This window comes from Nocardiopsis exhalans (assembly GCF_024134545.1).
Lineage (GTDB): Bacteria > Actinomycetota > Actinomycetes > Streptosporangiales > Streptosporangiaceae > Nocardiopsis > Nocardiopsis exhalans.
The window spans coordinates 2,969,580-2,986,910 of the sequence record NZ_CP099837.1 but is presented as its reverse complement, the minus strand read 5'-3'; the positions used below and the strand labels follow the sequence as shown (position 1 = coordinate 2,986,910).

21 protein-coding genes are annotated in these 17,331 nt (G+C 67.2%); 12 read left to right on the top strand and 9 right to left on the bottom strand.

From position 1 onward, the window contains the following. The first annotated feature begins 65 nt into the window (after window positions 1-65). On the top strand, window positions 66-401 hold the full coding sequence (locus NE857_RS13300; RefSeq protein WP_254421267.1) for a hypothetical protein: 336 nt from the start codon (window positions 66-68) through the stop codon (window positions 399-401). Between the two features lie 557 nt (window positions 402-958). Here NE857_RS13300 and NE857_RS13295 read toward each other — a convergent pair. The 4 genes from NE857_RS13295 to NE857_RS13280 form a co-directional block, all read right to left on the bottom strand. Then, window positions 959-1,228 carry a type II toxin-antitoxin system RelE family toxin gene (locus NE857_RS13295; protein WP_254421266.1) on the bottom strand — a complete coding sequence of 90 codons (270 nt, stop codon included), beginning with the start codon at window positions 1,226-1,228 and terminating at the stop codon, window positions 959-961. Continuing rightward, window positions 1,225-1,425 carry a hypothetical protein gene (locus NE857_RS13290; RefSeq protein WP_254421265.1) on the bottom strand — a complete coding sequence of 67 codons (201 nt, stop codon included), beginning with the start codon at window positions 1,423-1,425 and terminating at the stop codon, window positions 1,225-1,227. The genes NE857_RS13295 and NE857_RS13290 overlap by 4 nt, the downstream gene beginning before the upstream one ends. Window positions 1,426-1,850: 425 nt before the next feature. After that, window positions 1,851-2,198: a hypothetical protein gene (locus NE857_RS13285; protein ID WP_254421264.1), complete on the bottom strand. Its 348-nt coding sequence runs from the start codon at window positions 2,196-2,198 to the stop codon at window positions 1,851-1,853. A gap of 127 nt (window positions 2,199-2,325) precedes the next feature. Next, a complete protein-coding gene (locus tag NE857_RS13280; protein WP_254421263.1) occupies window positions 2,326-2,892 on the bottom strand; it encodes an ATP-binding protein in 567 nt (188 codons plus the stop codon). Window positions 2,893-3,131: 239 nt separating this feature from the next. Here NE857_RS13280 and NE857_RS13275 point away from each other — a divergent pair, with 239 nt between their 5' ends. Together NE857_RS13275 and NE857_RS13270 are read left to right on the top strand one after the other, a co-directional pair. Then, window positions 3,132-3,992 carry a helix-turn-helix domain-containing protein gene (locus NE857_RS13275; RefSeq protein WP_254421262.1) on the top strand — a complete coding sequence of 287 codons (861 nt, stop codon included), beginning with the start codon at window positions 3,132-3,134 and terminating at the stop codon, window positions 3,990-3,992. Next, a complete protein-coding gene (locus tag NE857_RS13270) occupies window positions 3,992-4,234 on the top strand; it encodes a DUF397 domain-containing protein (protein ID WP_254421969.1) in 243 nt (80 codons plus the stop codon). Before NE857_RS13275 ends, NE857_RS13270 begins: the two co-directional genes overlap by 1 nt. A 292-nt stretch (window positions 4,235-4,526) precedes the next feature. Here the strand turns inward: NE857_RS13270 and NE857_RS13265 are convergent, their stop codons facing one another. From NE857_RS13265 to NE857_RS13255, 3 genes are read right to left on the bottom strand one after another with little or no spacing between them, the layout of a single operon-like run. Next, window positions 4,527-5,438 (bottom strand): helix-turn-helix domain-containing protein, encoded by a 912-nt coding sequence (locus tag NE857_RS13265; protein WP_254421261.1) that lies wholly within the window; start codon window positions 5,436-5,438, stop codon window positions 4,527-4,529. Then, window positions 5,435-5,965, bottom strand: a complete 531-nt coding sequence (locus tag NE857_RS13260; RefSeq protein WP_254421260.1) for a DUF6879 family protein — start codon at window positions 5,963-5,965, stop codon at window positions 5,435-5,437. The genes NE857_RS13265 and NE857_RS13260 overlap by 4 nt, the downstream gene beginning before the upstream one ends. A gap of 1 nt (window position 5,966) precedes the next feature. After that, window positions 5,967-6,182 carry a hypothetical protein gene (locus tag NE857_RS13255; protein WP_026116912.1) on the bottom strand — a complete coding sequence of 72 codons (216 nt, stop codon included), beginning with the start codon at window positions 6,180-6,182 and terminating at the stop codon, window positions 5,967-5,969. Window positions 6,183-6,370: 188 nt separating this feature from the next. Between NE857_RS13255 and NE857_RS13250 the strand changes: the two genes are divergently transcribed. From NE857_RS13250 to NE857_RS13240, 3 genes are all read left to right on the top strand, one after another. Further along, the gene (locus NE857_RS13250; protein ID WP_254421259.1) at window positions 6,371-7,480 is read left to right on the top strand and encodes a HesA/MoeB/ThiF family protein; all 1,110 of its coding nucleotides are present in this window, start codon (window positions 6,371-6,373) and stop codon (window positions 7,478-7,480) included. After that, window positions 7,477-7,965, top strand: a complete 489-nt coding sequence (locus NE857_RS13245; protein WP_254421258.1) for an HIT family protein — start codon at window positions 7,477-7,479, stop codon at window positions 7,963-7,965. Before NE857_RS13250 ends, NE857_RS13245 begins: the two co-directional genes overlap by 4 nt. A 382-nt stretch (window positions 7,966-8,347) precedes the next feature. Next, window positions 8,348-8,647, top strand: a complete 300-nt coding sequence (locus NE857_RS13240; protein ID WP_254421257.1) for an NIPSNAP family protein — start codon at window positions 8,348-8,350, stop codon at window positions 8,645-8,647. Here the strand turns inward: NE857_RS13240 and NE857_RS13235 are convergent. Then, window positions 8,631-8,933: a hypothetical protein gene (locus NE857_RS13235; RefSeq protein WP_254421256.1), complete on the bottom strand. Its 303-nt coding sequence runs from the start codon at window positions 8,931-8,933 to the stop codon at window positions 8,631-8,633. The genes NE857_RS13240 and NE857_RS13235 overlap by 17 nt on opposite strands. A gap of 92 nt (window positions 8,934-9,025) precedes the next feature. Between NE857_RS13235 and NE857_RS13230 the strand changes: the two genes are divergently transcribed. The 3 genes from NE857_RS13230 to NE857_RS13220 all read left to right on the top strand — a co-directional run bounded on the left by NE857_RS13230 (window position 9,026) and on the right by NE857_RS13220 (window position 12,078). Continuing rightward, complete coding sequence (locus NE857_RS13230; protein ID WP_254421255.1) at window positions 9,026-9,634, top strand: DUF6879 family protein; 609 nt, start codon at window positions 9,026-9,028, stop codon at window positions 9,632-9,634. Between the two features lie 180 nt (window positions 9,635-9,814). After that, the gene (locus NE857_RS34675; protein WP_425572187.1) at window positions 9,815-10,243 is read left to right on the top strand and encodes an AAA family ATPase; all 429 of its coding nucleotides are present in this window, start codon (window positions 9,815-9,817) and stop codon (window positions 10,241-10,243) included. A 335-nt stretch (window positions 10,244-10,578) separates the two neighbouring features. Continuing rightward, window positions 10,579-12,078, top strand: coding sequence for a hypothetical protein (locus NE857_RS13220; RefSeq protein ID WP_254421254.1), 1,500 nt, complete (start codon window positions 10,579-10,581; stop codon window positions 12,076-12,078). A gap of 191 nt (window positions 12,079-12,269) precedes the next feature. Here NE857_RS13220 and NE857_RS13215 read toward each other — a convergent pair whose 3' ends face one another. Continuing rightward, on the bottom strand, window positions 12,270-13,301 hold the full coding sequence (locus tag NE857_RS13215; protein WP_254421253.1) for an endonuclease domain-containing protein: 1,032 nt from the start codon (window positions 13,299-13,301) through the stop codon (window positions 12,270-12,272). 700 nt (window positions 13,302-14,001) lie between these two features. On the opposite strand from NE857_RS13215, the gene NE857_RS13210 reads away from it, so the two are divergent. The 3 genes from NE857_RS13210 to NE857_RS13200 are packed head-to-tail and all read left to right on the top strand — an operon-like array spanning window position 14,002 to window position 17,303. After that, entirely contained in the window at window positions 14,002-14,271 is a 270-nt protein-coding gene (locus tag NE857_RS13210) for a hypothetical protein (RefSeq protein ID WP_254421252.1), read from the top strand. Further along, window positions 14,264-14,875, top strand: a complete 612-nt coding sequence (locus tag NE857_RS13205; RefSeq protein ID WP_254421251.1) for a DUF6879 family protein — start codon at window positions 14,264-14,266, stop codon at window positions 14,873-14,875. The genes NE857_RS13210 and NE857_RS13205 overlap by 8 nt, the downstream gene beginning before the upstream one ends. Further along, the gene (locus NE857_RS13200) at window positions 14,865-17,303 is read left to right on the top strand and encodes an ATP-binding protein (protein ID WP_344013431.1); all 2,439 of its coding nucleotides are present in this window, start codon (window positions 14,865-14,867) and stop codon (window positions 17,301-17,303) included. The genes NE857_RS13205 and NE857_RS13200 overlap by 11 nt, the downstream gene beginning before the upstream one ends. Window positions 17,304-17,331: the final 28 nt, after the last annotated feature.

Below are 17,331 nucleotides of genomic sequence, written 5' to 3'. Positions count from 1 at the left end.
ACTCCACACATCACGGGGTCGGAGTACCCTCCCGTTTGTCGTAGGCACAAGGCATGATCGGGTGCATGGAACGTTGTGACTTCTGCGAACTCCCCATCGGGGGCGGCTGCGCGTGCTCACTCGTGCGTGAAGATCGTGGCGCCTCCGGCTCGGGAGCCGCGTCCACCTCGAAGAGTGTCCCCTTCCCGAACGGCACCATCCTCATCTCCCCGCGGGGCATCGCCCACCGCCCGGGGTGCATGCACCAGTCCGATTCCGAGATCAAGGCTCCGTTGTGGGGCTGGATCACCGCCCCCGATCCGCAGCTGTGGCGCCGTCTCAGCGCGGGCTCTCCCGCCCGGGCCACGCACGGCAACACCGAACGGGTCGCCACACGTCGCTGCCAGAGTTGCGACGCCTGAGGCAACGGGCCGCTCCACCGGCGCTCCGGAAGTGAGGCGAGTCGACGGTGCCGGGCGTTCCCGGAACGGTTCACCTCACGAACCGCGTCCAGGACTCACCACGCCAGCCGGTAGTCATCCACGAACCTGGCTTCGCTCGCCTGTTGGTTTCCGTTGAACACACTTGCCGGCCTCGGGTCGAATCCGAATACGAAGGAACGGAACCGGTCGGCGAGCTCCTCGGCCAGGCCGGTGAGACCGTGGGCGACGAGTACCAGAAGCCGTTTACCCTCGGCCACCGCGTTCGCAGCGTTATCCGCGGTCCTCGGAGGCCTGGGCCAGACGGGTGTCGATCTTCTCCACGAGGTCCCGAAAATCCCGGTAGCAGGTCGTCGGTCACCTCCACCGGGTCGACCACCTGGATGTCTCCCGTCACCCTGACTGATCGGTTCGACCGCCTGAGCCATGGTCCAGACGCCCCCAAACCGAAACGGGAGAACAGGGACTCCTGGCCGGTCGGGAAGGTCAGATCGGCCTCTGCCCGGAGAAGGGCAAGGCATGGAAGCGAGAGCTAGAGGTCAGAGGTCGTCGTAGAAGCCGCCGCGGGAAGCGACCTTGAGGACCAGGACCACGAGGACACCGTCATCGATCGCGTATCGGATTCGGTAATCACCGACGCGTACACGCCACATGTCGGTGTGTCCCTTGATCTGAACGCATCCGCTCGGTCGAGGATCGTGGGCGAGTGCCTCGATCGCCCTGCGTACTCGTCGACGGACAGAACCATCCAGGTTCTTGATGCCCTTGCGCGCCGTGTTGGTGTACTGGAGTGCGTACTCGCGACTCAATCCTCGTCTCCCCACACCTCGGCGTGGGTGAAGACCTGTTCCCGGCCCGCCCTGACGGCTTCCAGGATCCGCACGGACTCGGCGTCATCATGCTCTTCGAGGAGTTGTTCGTAGTGTTCGACCCATCCGGCGGGGACCAGCACATACCCAGTCAGGTCACGTCCGACGCGCGGACCGTTCTCAGGCTCCGTGGGCATCGCGCTCATGACTCCCCCTGTTGCTCTCTTTACGTCTGTCCCCATGCGGGCTGCTCCTGGCAGCACCCTAATTCAGGGTGCGTTTTTGTGGCGGGCATGCCGAGGTGAGCGGGATGGCAAGCTCCCCCGATATCGGGTGAACACCAACCCGGAGGTCGGCGCCGGCACGAGGCCGTGAACCTGTGGATAGCCCACCTTCCGTGAGCCCGACCGGTCGGGCTCACGGAAGGTGCCAGGGAGCCGTTGGAAACTCCCGACCGAAGGTGTGGGCGGGTTTGGGCTAGCTGATGGGCACGGGAGTCAGGAGGCGGTTGAGGGTCTCCTGGCAGAACCCGTGCAGATTTTCTGCTTTCGCACCCGGTGGGGTGCCGGGGCATGTGGCCGCCCCTTTCAAGGGCGGCCACCACCGTCCATGACCGACGGAATCACCAGAGTTCGAGCAGCGCCGGGAAGAGACGGTCCAGAGTCTCGGCGTCGGGGACCTCTGCCAGGCCGGTCGAGGAGGCCACCCAGTAAGAACCGGTTTTCTCCCCGTACCAGATGATCAGGTGCGGGTTGCGGGCCTGCACGGCGGCGGCCAGGACGTGCTCGGAGCGGTATTCGGCCAGGTGACCGCCGAGCCGGGGCAGGTGCTGGGCGCGGCGTCGGCGGCAGGAGGGGTGCTCGCAGGAGGTGCAGTGCGGGCCGGGCAGGGGGCCGCGCCGGGGCGGGGTCCGGTGGAAGGGGCCGTTGGGGTCGCTGGCGGGTCGGGGTGCGGGGATAAGATGCGTCACTGATCCTGCTTTCTGACTTGGCTAGGTCTGGAATTCGGGGTTGTTGGGGGCCCGGGAAGCGCTGCAACGCTTTCCTGGGCCCTTTTTTCGTGCGTGGGTGCTGCTCGTGGGTGTTGCTGGGTGGTGGCTAGCGGCTCAGGTCGGGCCAGGCGCTGTCCTTGAGGTCGTAGGCCAGGAAGAACCAGACGTTGCGGTGGCCGGGGCGGCCGTTGTCGCCCCAGGCGGTGGCCAGGGCGTTGATCATGGCGAGCCCGCGTCCGGCGTCGCTGTTGGGGTTCAGCCCGCCGGGGTCGGGGGTGAGGTGGCGGCGGTCGTGGACGCTGGTGGTGGGGTCGTTGGCGATGCCGTCGTCGCGGCAGGTCAGGCGCAGGCCGTCACGCTGGCGTTCGCACACCAGTCGGTAGTCCCGTCCGGGCAGGCCGGAGCGCGAGTGCTTGAGGGCGTTGGAGGCGAGTTCGGAGCCCATGAGGGTGAAGAGGTAGCGGTAGTCGGTGCTGTGCTCGGCCGCGCAGGTATCCAGGAAGGCCCGCACGAGGGGGAGGAGGAGCGGGGAGGAGCCGAAGTCGTAGCGGCGGGAGGAGTAGTAGGGGCGGTCGGGTCGGCCGTTGAAGTAGTGGCGGTAGGCGTGCGGCACCAGGTCGTTGAGAGCGATGGTCACCTCGGCCATCGGGGGTACGGGGGCGAGTGCGGGCATGACGAACAGACTCCTTACACAGGCGGAAGCAGCGAGTGGTTCGAGGGAGTGCCCGCTAGGCCAGTGGACCTTCACGTTTTCCCTACGCAGGGAAAGGGGCACAAGTAGCCTGAGCGCCAGTGGCCCCACCAACTGTGCGTGAGACCCCAGTCACTGGCTACACTCACAAGCTAATAGTGAATCTCACTTGAGTCAACCAACATGTGGAAGATTCACTAGCTTCGATCTACACTGTGGCCATGCAGCGCACTCACAGCCCCACCCTTCGCCGACGCCGTCTGTCTGCCGAGCTCAAGCGCGCCCGCAGCAACTCGCGCATGACCACTACCCAGGTCGTGAAGCAGCTCCGCTGGGCAGCTGGCAAGCTGAGCAAGATAGAGAACGCCGAAACCCAGACCGTCAAGGCTGAGGACCTCGAAGCGCTGATGGACCTGTACAACATCACCGACGGGGCTCAACGAGATGCTTTGCACGCGCTGGCTAAAGACGCAAAGGTGAGGGGCTGGTGGTCTAAGTACCGGGAGGTATTCGGGCCTCAATCTTTGCCTGATTTCGAAGCCGAGGCTTCCACGATCCGCACCTTCGAGTCCTCCGTTATCCCCGGGTTGCTACAGACTCCCGAGTACACGTCGGCGCTTCTCCAAGGCGGACGCTTTACAGAGCCTGAGGCCATCTCCCGGCGTGTTGACGCCCGTGTTGAGCGCCGCCAGATCCTCACCCGTTTCTCACCGGTTCGGCTGCGTGTGGTCCTGGACGAAGCCGCGCTACGACGACCGATGGGCAGCAGCGAAACCATGGCCGAGCAAATGCATCATCTGCTCTACATGGCCAAGCTGCCTAACATCGATGTACAGGTGCTCCCGTTCTCCGCTGGCTCACATGCCGCGCTCGTCGCGTCTTTCAGCATCATGGAGTTCCCGGAACCCTTGGATCTCCCCATCGTGTTCATCGAGACCGCCACCGGAGGGCTGTTCCTGGAAGACACAGAGGAAGTTGAGCAGCATAGTGTTACCTTCAGCGATGCTCAGGGCTCTGCACTCAGCACCACCCAGTCCGCCAAGTTCATCGCAGACGTTCTGAAGCCCTTAGAGAGTGAATGATGATCAACGAGCTGGTGTTCCGGAAGAGCAGCTACAGCGGCCATGGCCAGAACTGCGTGGAGGTCGCGCACATCCCCACCGACTTCCGGAAGAGCAGCCACAGCGGCCAAAGCCAAAACTGCGTCGAGGTCGCTGACCTGCCCTGTGGCGCGGCTGTCCGGGACTCGAAGAACCCCGCCAAGGGGCACTTCCCCTTCCCCTCTTCCGAGTGGACCGCCTTCCTCCACTCCGCCCGCGGCTGACCCCGCGACCGCACAAGACCTTCACCGACGCCGGTGCCCTCCCCGAGTAGGGCACCGGCGTTGCGTCATGCTCGGGAGCCCTCCCCCGCGAAGCGCTCCAGCTGACCAACCAACCCCATCCCCTCAGCAGGTACCCCACCCGGCGCCGTAGCCGAAACCGTGCGGACCGCGCGGACCTCGCTCACCGAAAGGCTCCGACCCGCCTCACCCAACGCCTGGGTTATCCACAGGCCCGCAGTCTCGAACTGGCGATCCACCCCGGTCGCGTGATCCCATCGAACTCGGGGGAGCTTCAACCCCCGCCCGCCTCGCCCTGCCCGGGACCAGACACCCCGTCTCCCCCGACACCACCACCCACCGCACCCGTCTCAGCAGCAAGCCCCCGCCGGACGGCCTCCACCAGTCGAACCGCCTGCGCACCCCACACCGCGGAGCGGGCGAGCTCCCCGAACACCTTCTGGTAGTGCGTGACCGCGTCGGCGTCGGTCAGGCACAGCTCCGCACCGATCGTCTCCACCAGCACCTGGCTGTCGTCGTAGATCCAGAATCCGTGCATCGGCGACACGGTGAGTGCCGCTGCCAAGGGGACGATGCCGATCCCTCCACGACCTCTCCTGATGGAACCGGTCAGGTCGTCCAGCTGCTCAACGAGCACACTCAGTGAACACTGCCGCATGCTCAACGCGGGCTCCCATATCAGTGTTCGAAACTCCCGGGTCCGGTCGTCCAGGATGCGGCGCCGCTCCATCCGCTTGATGACGCCCTCCGCCACGTCCCCTGGGCTTCCGTAGAGGCTGGCCGCTCGTTGGATCATGGATCGGGCGTAGGCCGGGGTCTGGAGCAGCCCGGGGATACAGACGGACTCGAAGATCCGGAAGCTCCTGCTGCGATGTTCCAGGTCCACGGCGTTCTGCTGGCGTGCCTGGTTTCCGCCCGAAAGCCGACGCCGCCAACTGGTGTAGTGCGTCTCCAGGGAACGCCGCTGCGCGATCAGCCCTTCGGCCGCTTCCGATCGTCCACACAGGTCGGCCCAGGTGCGCAGGTCCTCCACCGACGCGGTCTGATTGCCGCGCTCCAACCGGGACACCTTCGAGGGGTGCCACCCCGCGCGTACCGCCAACTCACGCCCGGACAGACCGGCCTCTCCCCGGAGTTCACGCAGACGAACTCCGAGGGAGACACGGGCGGTCTGGTAATCGGTCATACGGCTCTGGACGCCATGTACTCCGTGAAGGTCAGCGCGTGGTGCCAGGCCGCGTCCCGAGCCTGCAAGGCGGCGAGCACCTCTTTCGGCTCTTCGGTCAGAGAGGCGCCGAGCACTTCGCCCTTCTCACCGAACTCAAGGCGAGCGACTCGGCGGCTGTCGAAGACCCAGAAGTCGAAGTCGGGCAGTTCCGCGACGATGGGATGGTCACGGGGCAGATACCGGATGTCCTCGCCCACGCCCAGGTTGTAGGGGGTGCCCCACAGCTCCCAGCGCAGGTAGTCCGAGGGCGGATCGTCGATCAGCCGCACCCGCTCCATGCGCTTACCGGTAGCGAGCTCCTTGCTCATCATTCTCAGCCACGGCTGGAACCAACTGATGTCCGAGTCATCGCCGACCAGCCACCTCTGGAACGGTTCGTTCTCCTCCAGAACCCCGTAGAAAGTCCTGGTCTCCAAGCGCCAAGCGGTGTGGCGGTAATCGCGGAAGAGGTCGTTGAACCCCTCGCCGGTTACGAGTTCGGTCACGCTACTCCTTCGTTCGGGGGTCCTTGGGAGCGAAACGCGTCAGGAGCTCACGGGGCACCACGACGAAGTCCTCGTGCGGAAGGACATCAGCCAGCTGGGACAGGGCCTCGGGGTCGGTCAGGCGATCGCCCTGCACGACGATGTCACCTGAGTCGGTTTCGTACAGAGTCGGACAGTTTCCGCCATGGGAGGTGGTACCGAGCATACGGAGCTTCAAGCTCTTCTCCTTCGGTAAGGGGGTACGCGGACCCAAGTATGGCGAACCGAACCGCTCCAGCGGCAGGCTTCGACCTCTTTCCAGCCGCAATCTCGCGCAATCCGCCGCCGCTCGGCGACGCCCCTATCTACGCTCGCGCTGAACACCCCGACGAACTCGTCGCCGCGACGGGAAAGGCGGCCGCACCCGTGAACTCCTCAGACGGGACCATCGACGCCCCACGTGTCCTCGCCCCCTACGTCCGTATCGGTGTCCAGGGCGAAACGCTCTACCTGGGCTTCGGTTCCCTCCAGCAGGCCGTCAACGACCGAACGCTGTGGCGTCCCCTGGTCCGTCTCGCCGCGCACTTTCGTGAACCCCGCACCCGGGCCGAGGCACTGGCCTTCCTCCGCGATGCCTGCCTGGTACGGGAGCCCGTCGCGCAGGCGCTGCTCCTCACCCTGGAGAGCGGCAACTGCCTGGTCCGCGCGCACGCCTACGACCCGGCAGACCGGTACAGCAGGCACGCCCTGTTCTACGAACTGTCCGGCACCGAAGCCGGACGGGTCCAACGGAGGCTCACCGAGTCCCGCGTGCTACTGCTCGGCTGCGGCGGAATCGGCAACCTGGTGGCCGCGACCCTGGCCACCGCCGGGGTGGGGGAACTGACCCTGGTGGACGCCGACCACGTGGAGCTGAGCAACCTCACCCGACAGTTCCTGTTCACCGAGGCCGACGTCGGTCTGCCCAAGGCCGAAGTGCTGGCCCGCGAACTCCGGCGGCGCGACTCCGGCTGCCTCGTTCGTCCGATCGTCCGGAGCGTCCATGACACGGAAGACCTTCGCGCCCTGCCGGAGGCCGACCTGGTCCTGGTCTCGGCTGACTCGCCGGGTATCACCGGCCTGGTCAACGCGCACTGCGTGGCCTCGGGGCAGGCCTGGCTGAACGCCTGCTACGTCAACGACATCGCGGTGTGGGGACCTCTGGTGGTCCCCGGAGAGACCGGCTGCTGGGACTGCCGACCACTCACCGCGCACCCGCCCGTGGATGATCCCGAACTCGCAGAGCTGATCAGCGGTGTCAACCGCCACTACCAGGCCCCGTCCAACGGCCCCGTCAACATGCTCGCCTCCTCCCTGGCCGCGTTGGACGCCCTGCGTCACCTGGGCGGGTTCGGCGTCCCCGCCTCACGGAACCGGCGTATGGGTGTGTGGACACACGACCTGGCCCTCGACCGGCAGAGCGCGGAACGCGATCCGGCCTGCACCACCTGCTCCGACGTCCGACCTTCCACACCCCGACTCCAAGGAGCACGTTGAACACCCCGCCGAACGCCCCGGAGTGCGTCTTCTGCCGAATCGTGGCAGGCGAAGCACCCGCACACCGCATCTGGGAGGACGAAGCGCACCTGGCGTTCCTGTCGATCTTCCCCAACACCGAGGGCTTCTCCGTCGTCATCCCCAAGGCCCACCGCACCAGCTACGTCGTGGACCTGGACCCACCGGAGTACACCGCCCTGCACCTGGCCGCCCGCGGGGTCGCCCGCTTGCTGGACGCGGCCTTCCCCGACGTGGCGCGCACCGGGATCATGTACGAGGGCTACGGCGTCGACCACGCGCACGCCAAGCTCTTCCCGATGCACGGAACCGCGGAAAACGCGGGCGAGAACTGGCGCGCGGTGGCCTCTCCCATCGACGGTTACTTCGACCGCTACCAGGGCTACCTGTCCTCCCACGACCACCACCGAGCCGACGACACCCGGCTCGCTGACCTCGCCAAGCGCATCCGGAAGGCCACTCCCTGACCGGTATCGCCGGTAACGCCCACGCGAAAGGGCGGGGAAGGCATCGCTGTCCTCCCCCGCCCCTCATCACGTCAGGTCACCGGTTCAGTTGTTGCCGTCGTCGTTCATAGCGGCCTCCTCTGCCGTAGGGGGTCGTGTGCACGAAGGCCAGGACCGGGCCCGGGGTCTACACCCTGGCTTCGTCATCCATCAAAGCCCCGGGTACCGACTCCTGCCAACGGCATTGCTCGACATTGCTCCCGAGCCGGCGTCAGCAGACAGGCCGGTCTCACGTCAACCTCTCGGGGTGGATGCTGGAGTCCGTTCCCCTCAGCCAATGTCCCGTTCCTCACCGACCCGGCCCGGTAAACGACAGAAGCAGAAGGACAGGAGAGGTCCCCTCATGGCAGCCACTACCCAGATACGCACCTACACCGTCCGGGAGGGCCTGCTCGACGAGTGGGTCCGGCGCTGGAGGGAGGAGATCGTCCCGCTGCGCCTGGAGTTCGGCTTCTCTCTCGGCGGTGCCTGGATCGACCGTGGGCGCCACCACTTCATCTGGGAGATCTCCTACGACGGCCCCGAGGCCTTCGCCGAGCGCAACCGCCAGTACTGGGACTCCCCCAAGCGTGCGGCCATGGCCCTGGACCCCAAGGACTACCTGCTCTCCACCGAGACCCGCGAGGTCACCCGGGTCTACTGACCCCGCCCTCTTCCTCCTCGCCGACAGCGAGCAGATGCGCGCGGCGCTCCTGCGGCGTCAAGGCCCGGAAGGTGCGCCGTCGCGCCACACGTGTCAGCTCCGACAAGGACATCTCGGCATCCCGCACCCGTACGGTGCCGTCGGCCGAACCCGAGGCAACCGATCGTGACCCCTCGCCCCAGGTGACGCTCAAGGCATGATCGCGATGAACACCCACGGTCAGGGGCTCGCCCTCCTCCCGCGCATCCCAGACACGGACGGTGCGGTCGTGGGATGCGGCGGCCAAGCGAGTGCCGTCGGGTGCCGCCATCGCAGAGGACGAACGTCTGGTCATCATTCCCCGCAACACCCTGATATCAGCGAAAGCGGACATCCCCGATGCTTGACACCATCGACGGCCTTTCCGGTGACCATCTGGAGCTCGATCCCTACCTCGACGACTTCGACGGGCGTCTGGCATCGCTCAGGAACACCGATATCTGGAAACTCGAACGGCGACAGGTCTTCCACCAGCCGGAAAGCGAAAGTTGGATGGCGTTCCGGGAGGGACGCCACGAGGAGTCCCTCCGGCTTCTGGAGAACAACCGCTCCTCCTTGCGGGAGGAATTCGCCGCACTCACCCGAGCGGGATGCGTGCTGCGACGAACCCGTGTCGTGGAGAAGCCTTTCACGACGTATCTGCTATGGGAACTGCACTCCCTCCACCTGCGTGCCCAGTGCGGTGAGGACGTCCGGATCCTCTCCCCCGAACCCCTCGCGGTGTGGGAACGCAGTGGCCAAGTGCCCGAGATCGTCGGGCTCGGCGACGAGGTGACGTACAGGATCCGCTACGACGACCAGGGTGTCCTCCGGGGCGGAGTCCGGTTCACCGACCACGCCACCACCACACGGTGCCGCGCAGAGATCGCCGCGCTCCACGAGAGCGGCGAGGATCTGAAGCGCTACTTCCCGCGCGAGGTCGAGGGGGCCGCGCTCAGCCGTGACTGACCGCACGCCCTCCGAACCCGGTGAGGACCCCGACGGGCGACCCGGTGCCGGTGTCCGTGCACAGATGAGCGCGGTCGCGGGCCGCGCGGTGCAGGCGCGGGACGTCCGGGGTTGGGTGCACTTCCACGGCCAGGGCCCGACGGCGCACTCCGTCCCGTCCCCGGGCAGCTGCCCGGGGACGTGCACGGATTCGTGAACCGGGTGGACGAACTGGAGGTGCTCAGCACCCACCTGCGATCCGAGGACCCCGGAGGCGGCTCCGGCCACAGCTCCGAGGCTCCCGTTCACGTCATCACCGGCACGGCCGGTGTCGGCAAGACCGCTCTGGCCCTGCACTGGGCCCACCGGGTGCGCGACCGCTTCCCCAACGGCCAGCTCTACGTGGACCTGCGGAGATACGAGTTAGGCAGATACCGCAGGAACAAGGCCCGCTGGAACCTCGCGGTATGCCTTGACCGCCTGGCCGCCGTGGTGTCCCGGAACGGAGAAACGGAGGCAGCGCGCGGGCACTGGCGCGAAGTACTGGAAGCCCTGTCAGACCTGGCTGGTCCCAAAGCCGAGCACCTACGAGAGACGGTCGCCGACCACCTCGGTGACGCGAACGGTTGACGCCTTTCGAGGGGCAGCGGACTCCCCGGGTGTGTTGCTTCAACGGATTGACACCACCGCTCCGGCACCGAGACGTTGTGGCCGCTTCCGGCCGCCCGACACCTTCGCAGGTTGGCGCGTCGCCTCGCGCTCGAAGCGTCTTCGGTGTCGTGGTTCCCGACTAGGGTTTTGTCCTGCACACGCAATGCTCAGGAACGAGGTAGGCAATAGGCACCCGGAAGCACCCCGAACCCAGCGGGTCAACGAAGCAAGAGCTCTGGCGCCTCTCCGCCGGCATGTGCTACCTGTGCCGGTGCGAACTGGATCCGACCACGCGTGGAGACCTTCCGACCGCCGTGGCCGCGCACATCACCGCCCACGGCGACGCCGGACCCAGGGCCGACCCCGCGATACCGATCGACCAGCGCAACTCGATCGACAACCTGCTGTACCTGTGCCCTTCCTGCCACAGCAGGATCGACAAGAACTCCGGGGCCGGGTACACCGTCGAGGAACTCCTCGACGCCAAAGGCAGGCACGAGGCCTGGACTCGCTCCCTGCGCCAGGCGGGAAGCGCGTGGAACGTCCGCTACCACCACGTCGACTTCGTCAACACCACGCGCCTGGCCATGCTGCCCGGGGCGGACGATGTCCTGCGGGTCGCGAAGGACATCGGCCTGGACACGAGCGCGTCATTCCGAAGCCAGGGAATGCTGGCGGGTGTCTTCGTCAACCGGGTCAAGCCGATCTTCGAGAACTGGGGGGAGCGAGCCCTGGACCTCGATCCGGCCGATCCGATCGAGGTAAAACCGGGGATGGTGGTGTCCTTCGACGCCCCGATGCGGGCCCGCAACATCAGGCGCGCCCGGTATCTGGCCCGTATCAGCGGCTCCATCAAATGGGACCCGCACCTGCGGTTCGCCTACGGGAAGCGGACCGTCGCCATCCGGTTCGACCCGGTCTGGCTGACCACGACGACCTCCCTCACCACACTGGGCACGGCGGAGAAGGAGGCGGTGACCTATGCGGGCCTAGGAACGGTCGTCGCGGTGACGAAGGAGGAAATCCAGGTCTCGGCGATGGTCTTCGGTCAGCCCGACAACGGTGTGAACACCTTTGTTCAGTCCATGTCGAGCATGAGCCCCCGAGGAAGAAGCAACATCGAGTTCGGCCGCATGGTGGACTCCAGGAGCGCGAGAGGAGCGCGTATGAGCAACGGTTCCGACAAACGAAGCACGGTCGACGCCGTCCTCTACTTCGACGAGCTGGACGAGCAGATCGTCGGCCCCGAACCGATGGAGAAAGCGGTCTTCGGCGCCGTCGCCAAGGCCGTCCCCGAGTACCGGCGTGACATGCGCGTCGGACTGGCATCATTGATCACCTGGGCACTCACCAAGCACGACTACACCCCCACCGACGTGGCCTCACACCTTGTCGTCGCTCCGGAGGAACAGTGGAGTTCGTTCTCCGTTCCCCGGCTGGGCGGCCTCATCTCCCGGACGGAGGTCGCATACGCGCTCCTTCGGGGCGTGCAGGTCCAGTACCTCGACGACCTGGACGAGATCCTCATCGAGGACTTCCCTCCTTACCGGGGTGGTTTCCAACTCCTCAGCGGGAACCGCTACCACGAAGGCCTTCACGGCTGCGTCGACAAGTTCCGGGTCCGTGGTGGCGACCTGCGCGTCCTGTACAGCGCACGAGACGTGTACGGGGAAGGCTTGGACGAGTCCGTCATCGAGTACTGGAAACGCACGGGGCTCTTCTCCTCAGTGGCCTGGGAAGAGGACGAAGCACGCAGCCAGGCGGACGAAGAGGAGGCCAGGAAGTTGATGGGAGACTTTATGAGCGGTTTTTGACCTCACCCGCTGAACGTCCTCACCACGGGGCCGAGTGGCTGGAGACAGGAGGCGATCATCCGCCCGATCGGGGCGACCAGCCCAGGCTGCGGACGGTGTCGGTGTGGCCGCTCAGGACAGCGGAGCAGTAGCTGTGGGCGGGCGCGGACAGCTGAGCGCCGTGCCCGCGCCCGCTGCCCTCTTCCCCGTTCTCAGCCCAGAGCGCGCCCCTCCCCCGCCACCAGCGCCAGGATGTACCCGGGCCTGCGCAGATCCGACCACGTGAACCGGGCGATACGCACCCCCGGGTACAGCCTCTGCAGGGCGTTCTGCCGCTCCCGGTCCCGGGCCAGCGCACGCGGGGTGCTGTGTGGCCCGATCCCGTCCGCCTCACCGATGAGCCGGGCCCCCTCCCACCAGAAGTCCACCACCGCGACCGTCCCGCCGTTCCGGTCCGTGAAGCGGCGCTGGAGTTCGTCAGGGGGCAGCCCGGCGTCCTGGCAGATCAGCCGGATCCGGGTCTCCAGCGGGCTCTGTGCCCTGCCGTCGGCCAGCCCCCACCACCGGCGCACGTCCACGCATCCGGTCCGCCCCCGCATCGCGTCGTTCACGGCCCCGATCCCCCGTTCCCTGAGCAGGCCCTGGTTGAGTGCGGAGTCCATCAGGCACACAGCCCTCTCCCGATCCAACCCCGGCAGGGTGTCGCGCAGGGTCCGCCCGGGATCGGTGACCCTCACCCCGCGACACCAACCGCCACTCCCACCGCCGGGCACAGTGACCTCCTCGGGCAGTACATTCCAGCCGTGCACGTCCACCCCGGCTAGGTGCCGTCGGGCCTTCAGCCCGGGGACGGCCATGTGCACCCCGCGTCCGTCCCACCGCTCCAGCCCCCGCATCCCCCACAGCCGCGCCGCGGTCGGCCCGGCCGCGCACGCCCGCGGCCCCAGCGCGAGCTCGGCGGCCATCACCACGCAGAGCAGCCGTTCAGGACCGCCTGCGGGTGGCACGAGGGAGCGCACCACGTAGACCTGCCGGTGCGAATGCAGCCACTCCCGGCGCCGGACCAGTCGCCGGAGATCGTTCGTGGCGAGCCCGCACCCCAGGGCCTGGGCACAGGAGAGGGTGCCGTACTGGCTGGCCGCGACCGCGAGAGCGGCGGCCAGAGGGCTCGGGCCGGGGCGGGGGCGGGCGGAAGGGCACCGGTCGGGGCGGCGCCGACCAGGAGGGTGCGAGGCGGGGCTCATACCCCACTATCCGTCCACGCCGCCCTCGCCCGCCATCGCTGGCCCCTCACCTGTGGACAACCGTCCCCACACTCGATGCACCCCTGTGCACCCCGTCTCGCAGTCACACCCACTCGCGCCGGTGACTTGCAGACGGGGGCGCAACACGGTGAACGACCGCCTCAGCCCGCCGACGCGGCCTTCCAGGTGCTCCGTGGCGTCTCCGCTGTCGGAGGTGTGCCGGGTGTGGCCGCCGCTGCGCAGGCGCAGGCTCTCCCTGGAGGCCACCTGCCAGTCGGCGATGTACAGCCGGGGAAGGAGGGGTTCCGCGCCCCCGCGCGGGGCCGGTCGGCCATGCGACGCGACCGCTCCCGATCCTGCTGTGGCAGGAGGCAGCACACCTTGGCATACCGACACGTGGTGAGGGTCAGGACAGCGAGCGTTCCTCGCCACGCACACGGAAGTCAGCACTTCCGAGTGACCGAAAACGGTCGTACTCAAGAGCATTCGGCCCCTGTTACGCGCCGCCACTTCTTTGGTATATATCCCACTGATCTCATAACTCCCCCTTGCATCGGATCTTCCTTTCCGGCTCCTGCCAAGGCAGCATGAGAATCGACCAGTCTCCACAACAGACCGTCCTTGGCCGACAACCAGGCCGTGTTACTTTTGCTCGCAGACGCACTCACCCCCCATGTCAGAGTGTGCGGGAGGGAAAGCCATGCAAGGCCCCTGGGAAGCGGACTCATCAGCGGAAATGAAGCGCAGGCTAGGAGCATCACCGGCCGAACTCGGCAACACCAATGACATCGGCAGATGCCCGGACATCTGGGAACTCGACAACGGGGACATCGCGGTGATCGGCCGCGATCTGACCGACTCCTACGCTCCACGCCTCCCTGAGGGCGTGGCCATTTCAGAAGACGAGCGGCTGGTCATCATCCCCCGTTCCACACTCATCTCAGCGAAACCGGACATCGCAGATGCTTAACTCCGTCAGCTCTCTTCCCGGCGACCACCTGGGCCTCTCCGAGTACGACGACGACTTCGGGGACCGTTTCCGGTCGCTCCGCAACGCCGACGTCTGGAAACTCGAACGGCAGCAGGAGTTCCACGAGCCGGAGAGCGAGAGCTGGATGGCCTTCCTCCAGGGCCGCCGGGAGGAGTCCCTGCGTCTGATGGAGGCCGACCGCCCCGCGCTGCGCAAACTGTTCGAAGGTCTGGCCCAGGTCGAATGCAGGGTTCGGCGCGTCCGTGTCGTCGAGAAGCCCATTTCGACCTACCTGCTGTGGGAACTGCACTCCGCGCGGATCCGGGCCCAGTGCGGCGAGGACATCCGGGTCATCACCCCGGAGGCGCTCTCGGCCTTCGAACAGGAAAGCCCTGTGCCGGAGATCGTCATCCTCGGCGATGAGGTGACCTACCGGATCCTCTACGACGCTCAGGGCGAGGCCGAGGGGGCGGTTCGCTACACCGACCCCGCTGTCCTCGAACAGTGCCGGGCCGAAATCACGGCCCTGCATGAGCAGGCCGAGCCGGTGGAGGACTACTTCGTCCGCGAGATGGACGGGGTGGAAACGCCCCGTGCCCGATGAACACGCGCCCCTTTCGGGCGAGGAACCCGCGGAGGGGTTGACCGGCGGCGCCCAGTCACGGATGTCCGATGTCTCCGGACGCGCGATCCAGGCAAGAGACGTGAGTGGCGGGGTGCACTTCCACGGGGAGGGCCCGCAGAGTTCCGGCGCCCCGGTGCCCAGACAGCTCCCTGGAGACGTGCGCGGATTCGTGAATCGCACGGGTGAGCTCGAGGTACTCAGCAATCGCGTATCCGGTCCCGGCCAGGACGCCGGCGAGCGGGCAGAGGCCGCAATGCACGTCATCGTCGGCACCGCCGGGGTCGGCAAGACCGCCCTCGCACTGCACTGGGCGCACCGGGTCCGGGACCGCTTCCCCCACGGACAGCTCTACGTCGATCTCCAGGGGTACGGCCCCGGGTTGCCCCTGGCCCCGGACCAGGTGCTGGAGCGGTTCCTGCGGGCGTTCGGGGTCGCCACCGACTCACTTCCGCCCGACACCAGCAGCAGGTCTGCCCTCTATCGCTCATATCTGGCCGAGAAACGGGTGCTGATCCTGCTGGACAACGCCGCCAACGCCGCCCAGGTACGACCGCTCCTTCCCGGATCCGCCGACAGCGCAGTGGTGATCACCAGCCGGGACCGGCTCTCCGGGCTGGTCGCCAGGGACGGAGCACAGCGCCTCACCGTGCCCACCCTGAGCACGGAGCAGGCGGTGCAACTCCTGGAGTACGTGACCGTCCACCATCGCCCCAAGGACGACCCGGGCGAGGTCGCCGAACTCGCCCGCCTGTGCGGGGAGCTCCCGTTGGCCCTGCGCATCGCCGCCGAACGCGCGGCCAGCCGTCCGCACATGCCCCTGGCCGACCTCATCCAGGACCTGCGCGACGAATCCGGCCTATGGGACGCTTTGGCCACCGATGACGAGGAGGAGGCGGACACCGTCCGTTCCGTCTTCGCCTGGTCCTACCGGGTCCTGCCCCAGAAGGCGGCACGCCTGTTCCGACTCCTGGGTCTGCACCCCGGGAGGGACTTCGACACCGGCGCCGCGGCCGCCCTGGCCGATCTCCCGGTGCGCCGGACCCGACGGGCCCTGGACACGCTCGTCGGCGCACACCTGCTGGAGCAGACAGGCACGGATCGCTACCGGTTCCACGACCTGCTCCGCTCGTACGCGACGGACCAGGTACGCGACGAGGAAGCTCCCGAACAACGAACCGCGGCCCTGGAACGTCTCCTGACCCGGTACCTGCGCACCGCCTACGCGGCGGCCCTGGTCGTGGACTCCAACCTGCGCCGCCCCGAACCGGACGAGGTCCTCGCCGTTCCCGCCTCGGGACCGGTTCTCACCGACAACTCGAGCGCACTCCGCTGGTTCGAGCTGGAGGAACCGAACCTGACGGCCGCGGCGCAGGCAGCCGCCGAACACGCCCTCACCGGCCTCACCTGGCGGTTCCCCCACGTGCTGGGGCACTTCCCCGTCTACGGCGAACCATGGTTCAGGATGCTCGAGCACGGCCTGAGGGCACTACGGACAGAACACCACCCCAGGGCCGAATCCGACCTCTGGGAGAACCTCGGCATAGCCCACCTCCAGGCCAACCGGTTCGAGGAAGGTATCGAGCACCACACCCGTGCCCTGGAGCTGAGGCGACAGCTGGGAGACGAACAGGGCGTCCTCATGTCCCTGAACGCCCTCGCCCTGGCTCAACTACGCGGCCGCAGACTCGAACAAGCCCGCGAGAACTTCGAGCGCTCCCTTGCGGCGGCCCGGAGCCTCGGCAACCGGCTGTGGGAGGGAATCGCCCTGGGAAACCTGGTCCGCTGCTTCCTGGAACTGGGGCTGCGAGAGGACGCGGTGGCGTTGGCCGACCACGCTCTGGCAATTCACCGGGAGACCCGGGACCGGACAAGCGAGTTCGCCTGTCTCACCGCCCTGAGCACGGCCCACCGAGAAGCAGGACAGGCCGAACTGGCGCTGACCCTGACCCAGAAAACCCTCGATATCGCCCACGATCTCGACCTCACCACCTACGAGGGTTTCGCTCACCTGGAACTCGGCCGGGCGTACTCGATGCTCCACCACCACGAGGAAGCCCTGGCCCACTTCCATGAGGCGGCCGGGCTGCACCGTTCCATCGGTGAGCACGTGCGCGAAGCCCATTCGTTCGAGGGCGTCGGCGGCGTCTACCAGTCCCTCGGCCGCCTGGACGAGGCGGCCAGGTTCTACCGTCAAGCGGCCAACGGCTACCGCCGCAACGGCGCCCGCTGGAACCTGGCCCTGTGTCTGAACCGCCTGGCCGAGGTGTCATCCGAAAACCGCGCAGGAGAGGCGGCCCACGCGTTCTGGCACGAGGCCCTGGAAACCATCGAGGACTTCCCCGACCCCAGAGCCACCCGCCTACGTGAGCGACTCACCGCCCGCATCAGCGACGCGAACGGCTCCTGAGCAGCCGCTGACATCCACCTGGGACAGG

Excerpts from the sequence above, each read along its gene's own strand:
- NE857_RS13270 (WP_254421969.1), top strand. The coding sequence starts at position 3,992 with ATGATCAACGAGCTGGTGTTCCGGAAGAGCAGCTACAGCGGCCATGGC.
- NE857_RS13210 (WP_254421252.1), top strand. The coding sequence starts at position 14,002 with ATGCAAGGCCCCTGGGAAGCGGACTCATCAGCGGAAATGAAGCGCAGG.
- NE857_RS13265 (WP_254421261.1), bottom strand. The coding sequence starts at position 5,438 with ATGACCGATTACCAGACCGCCCGTGTCTCCCTCGGAGTTCGTCTGCGT.
- NE857_RS13205 (WP_254421251.1), top strand. The coding sequence starts at position 14,264 with ATGCTTAACTCCGTCAGCTCTCTTCCCGGCGACCACCTGGGCCTCTCC.
- NE857_RS13300 (WP_254421267.1), top strand. The coding sequence starts at position 66 with ATGGAACGTTGTGACTTCTGCGAACTCCCCATCGGGGGCGGCTGCGCG.
- NE857_RS13230 (WP_254421255.1), top strand. The coding sequence starts at position 9,026 with ATGCTTGACACCATCGACGGCCTTTCCGGTGACCATCTGGAGCTCGAT.
- NE857_RS13275 (WP_254421262.1), top strand. The coding sequence starts at position 3,132 with ATGCAGCGCACTCACAGCCCCACCCTTCGCCGACGCCGTCTGTCTGCC.
- NE857_RS13215 (WP_254421253.1), bottom strand. The coding sequence starts at position 13,301 with ATGAGCCCCGCCTCGCACCCTCCTGGTCGGCGCCGCCCCGACCGGTGC.
- NE857_RS13290 (WP_254421265.1), bottom strand. The coding sequence starts at position 1,425 with ATGCCCACGGAGCCTGAGAACGGTCCGCGCGTCGGACGTGACCTGACT.
- NE857_RS13280 (WP_254421263.1), bottom strand. The coding sequence starts at position 2,892 with ATGCCCGCACTCGCCCCCGTACCCCCGATGGCCGAGGTGACCATCGCT.
- NE857_RS13240 (WP_254421257.1), top strand. The coding sequence starts at position 8,348 with ATGGCAGCCACTACCCAGATACGCACCTACACCGTCCGGGAGGGCCTG.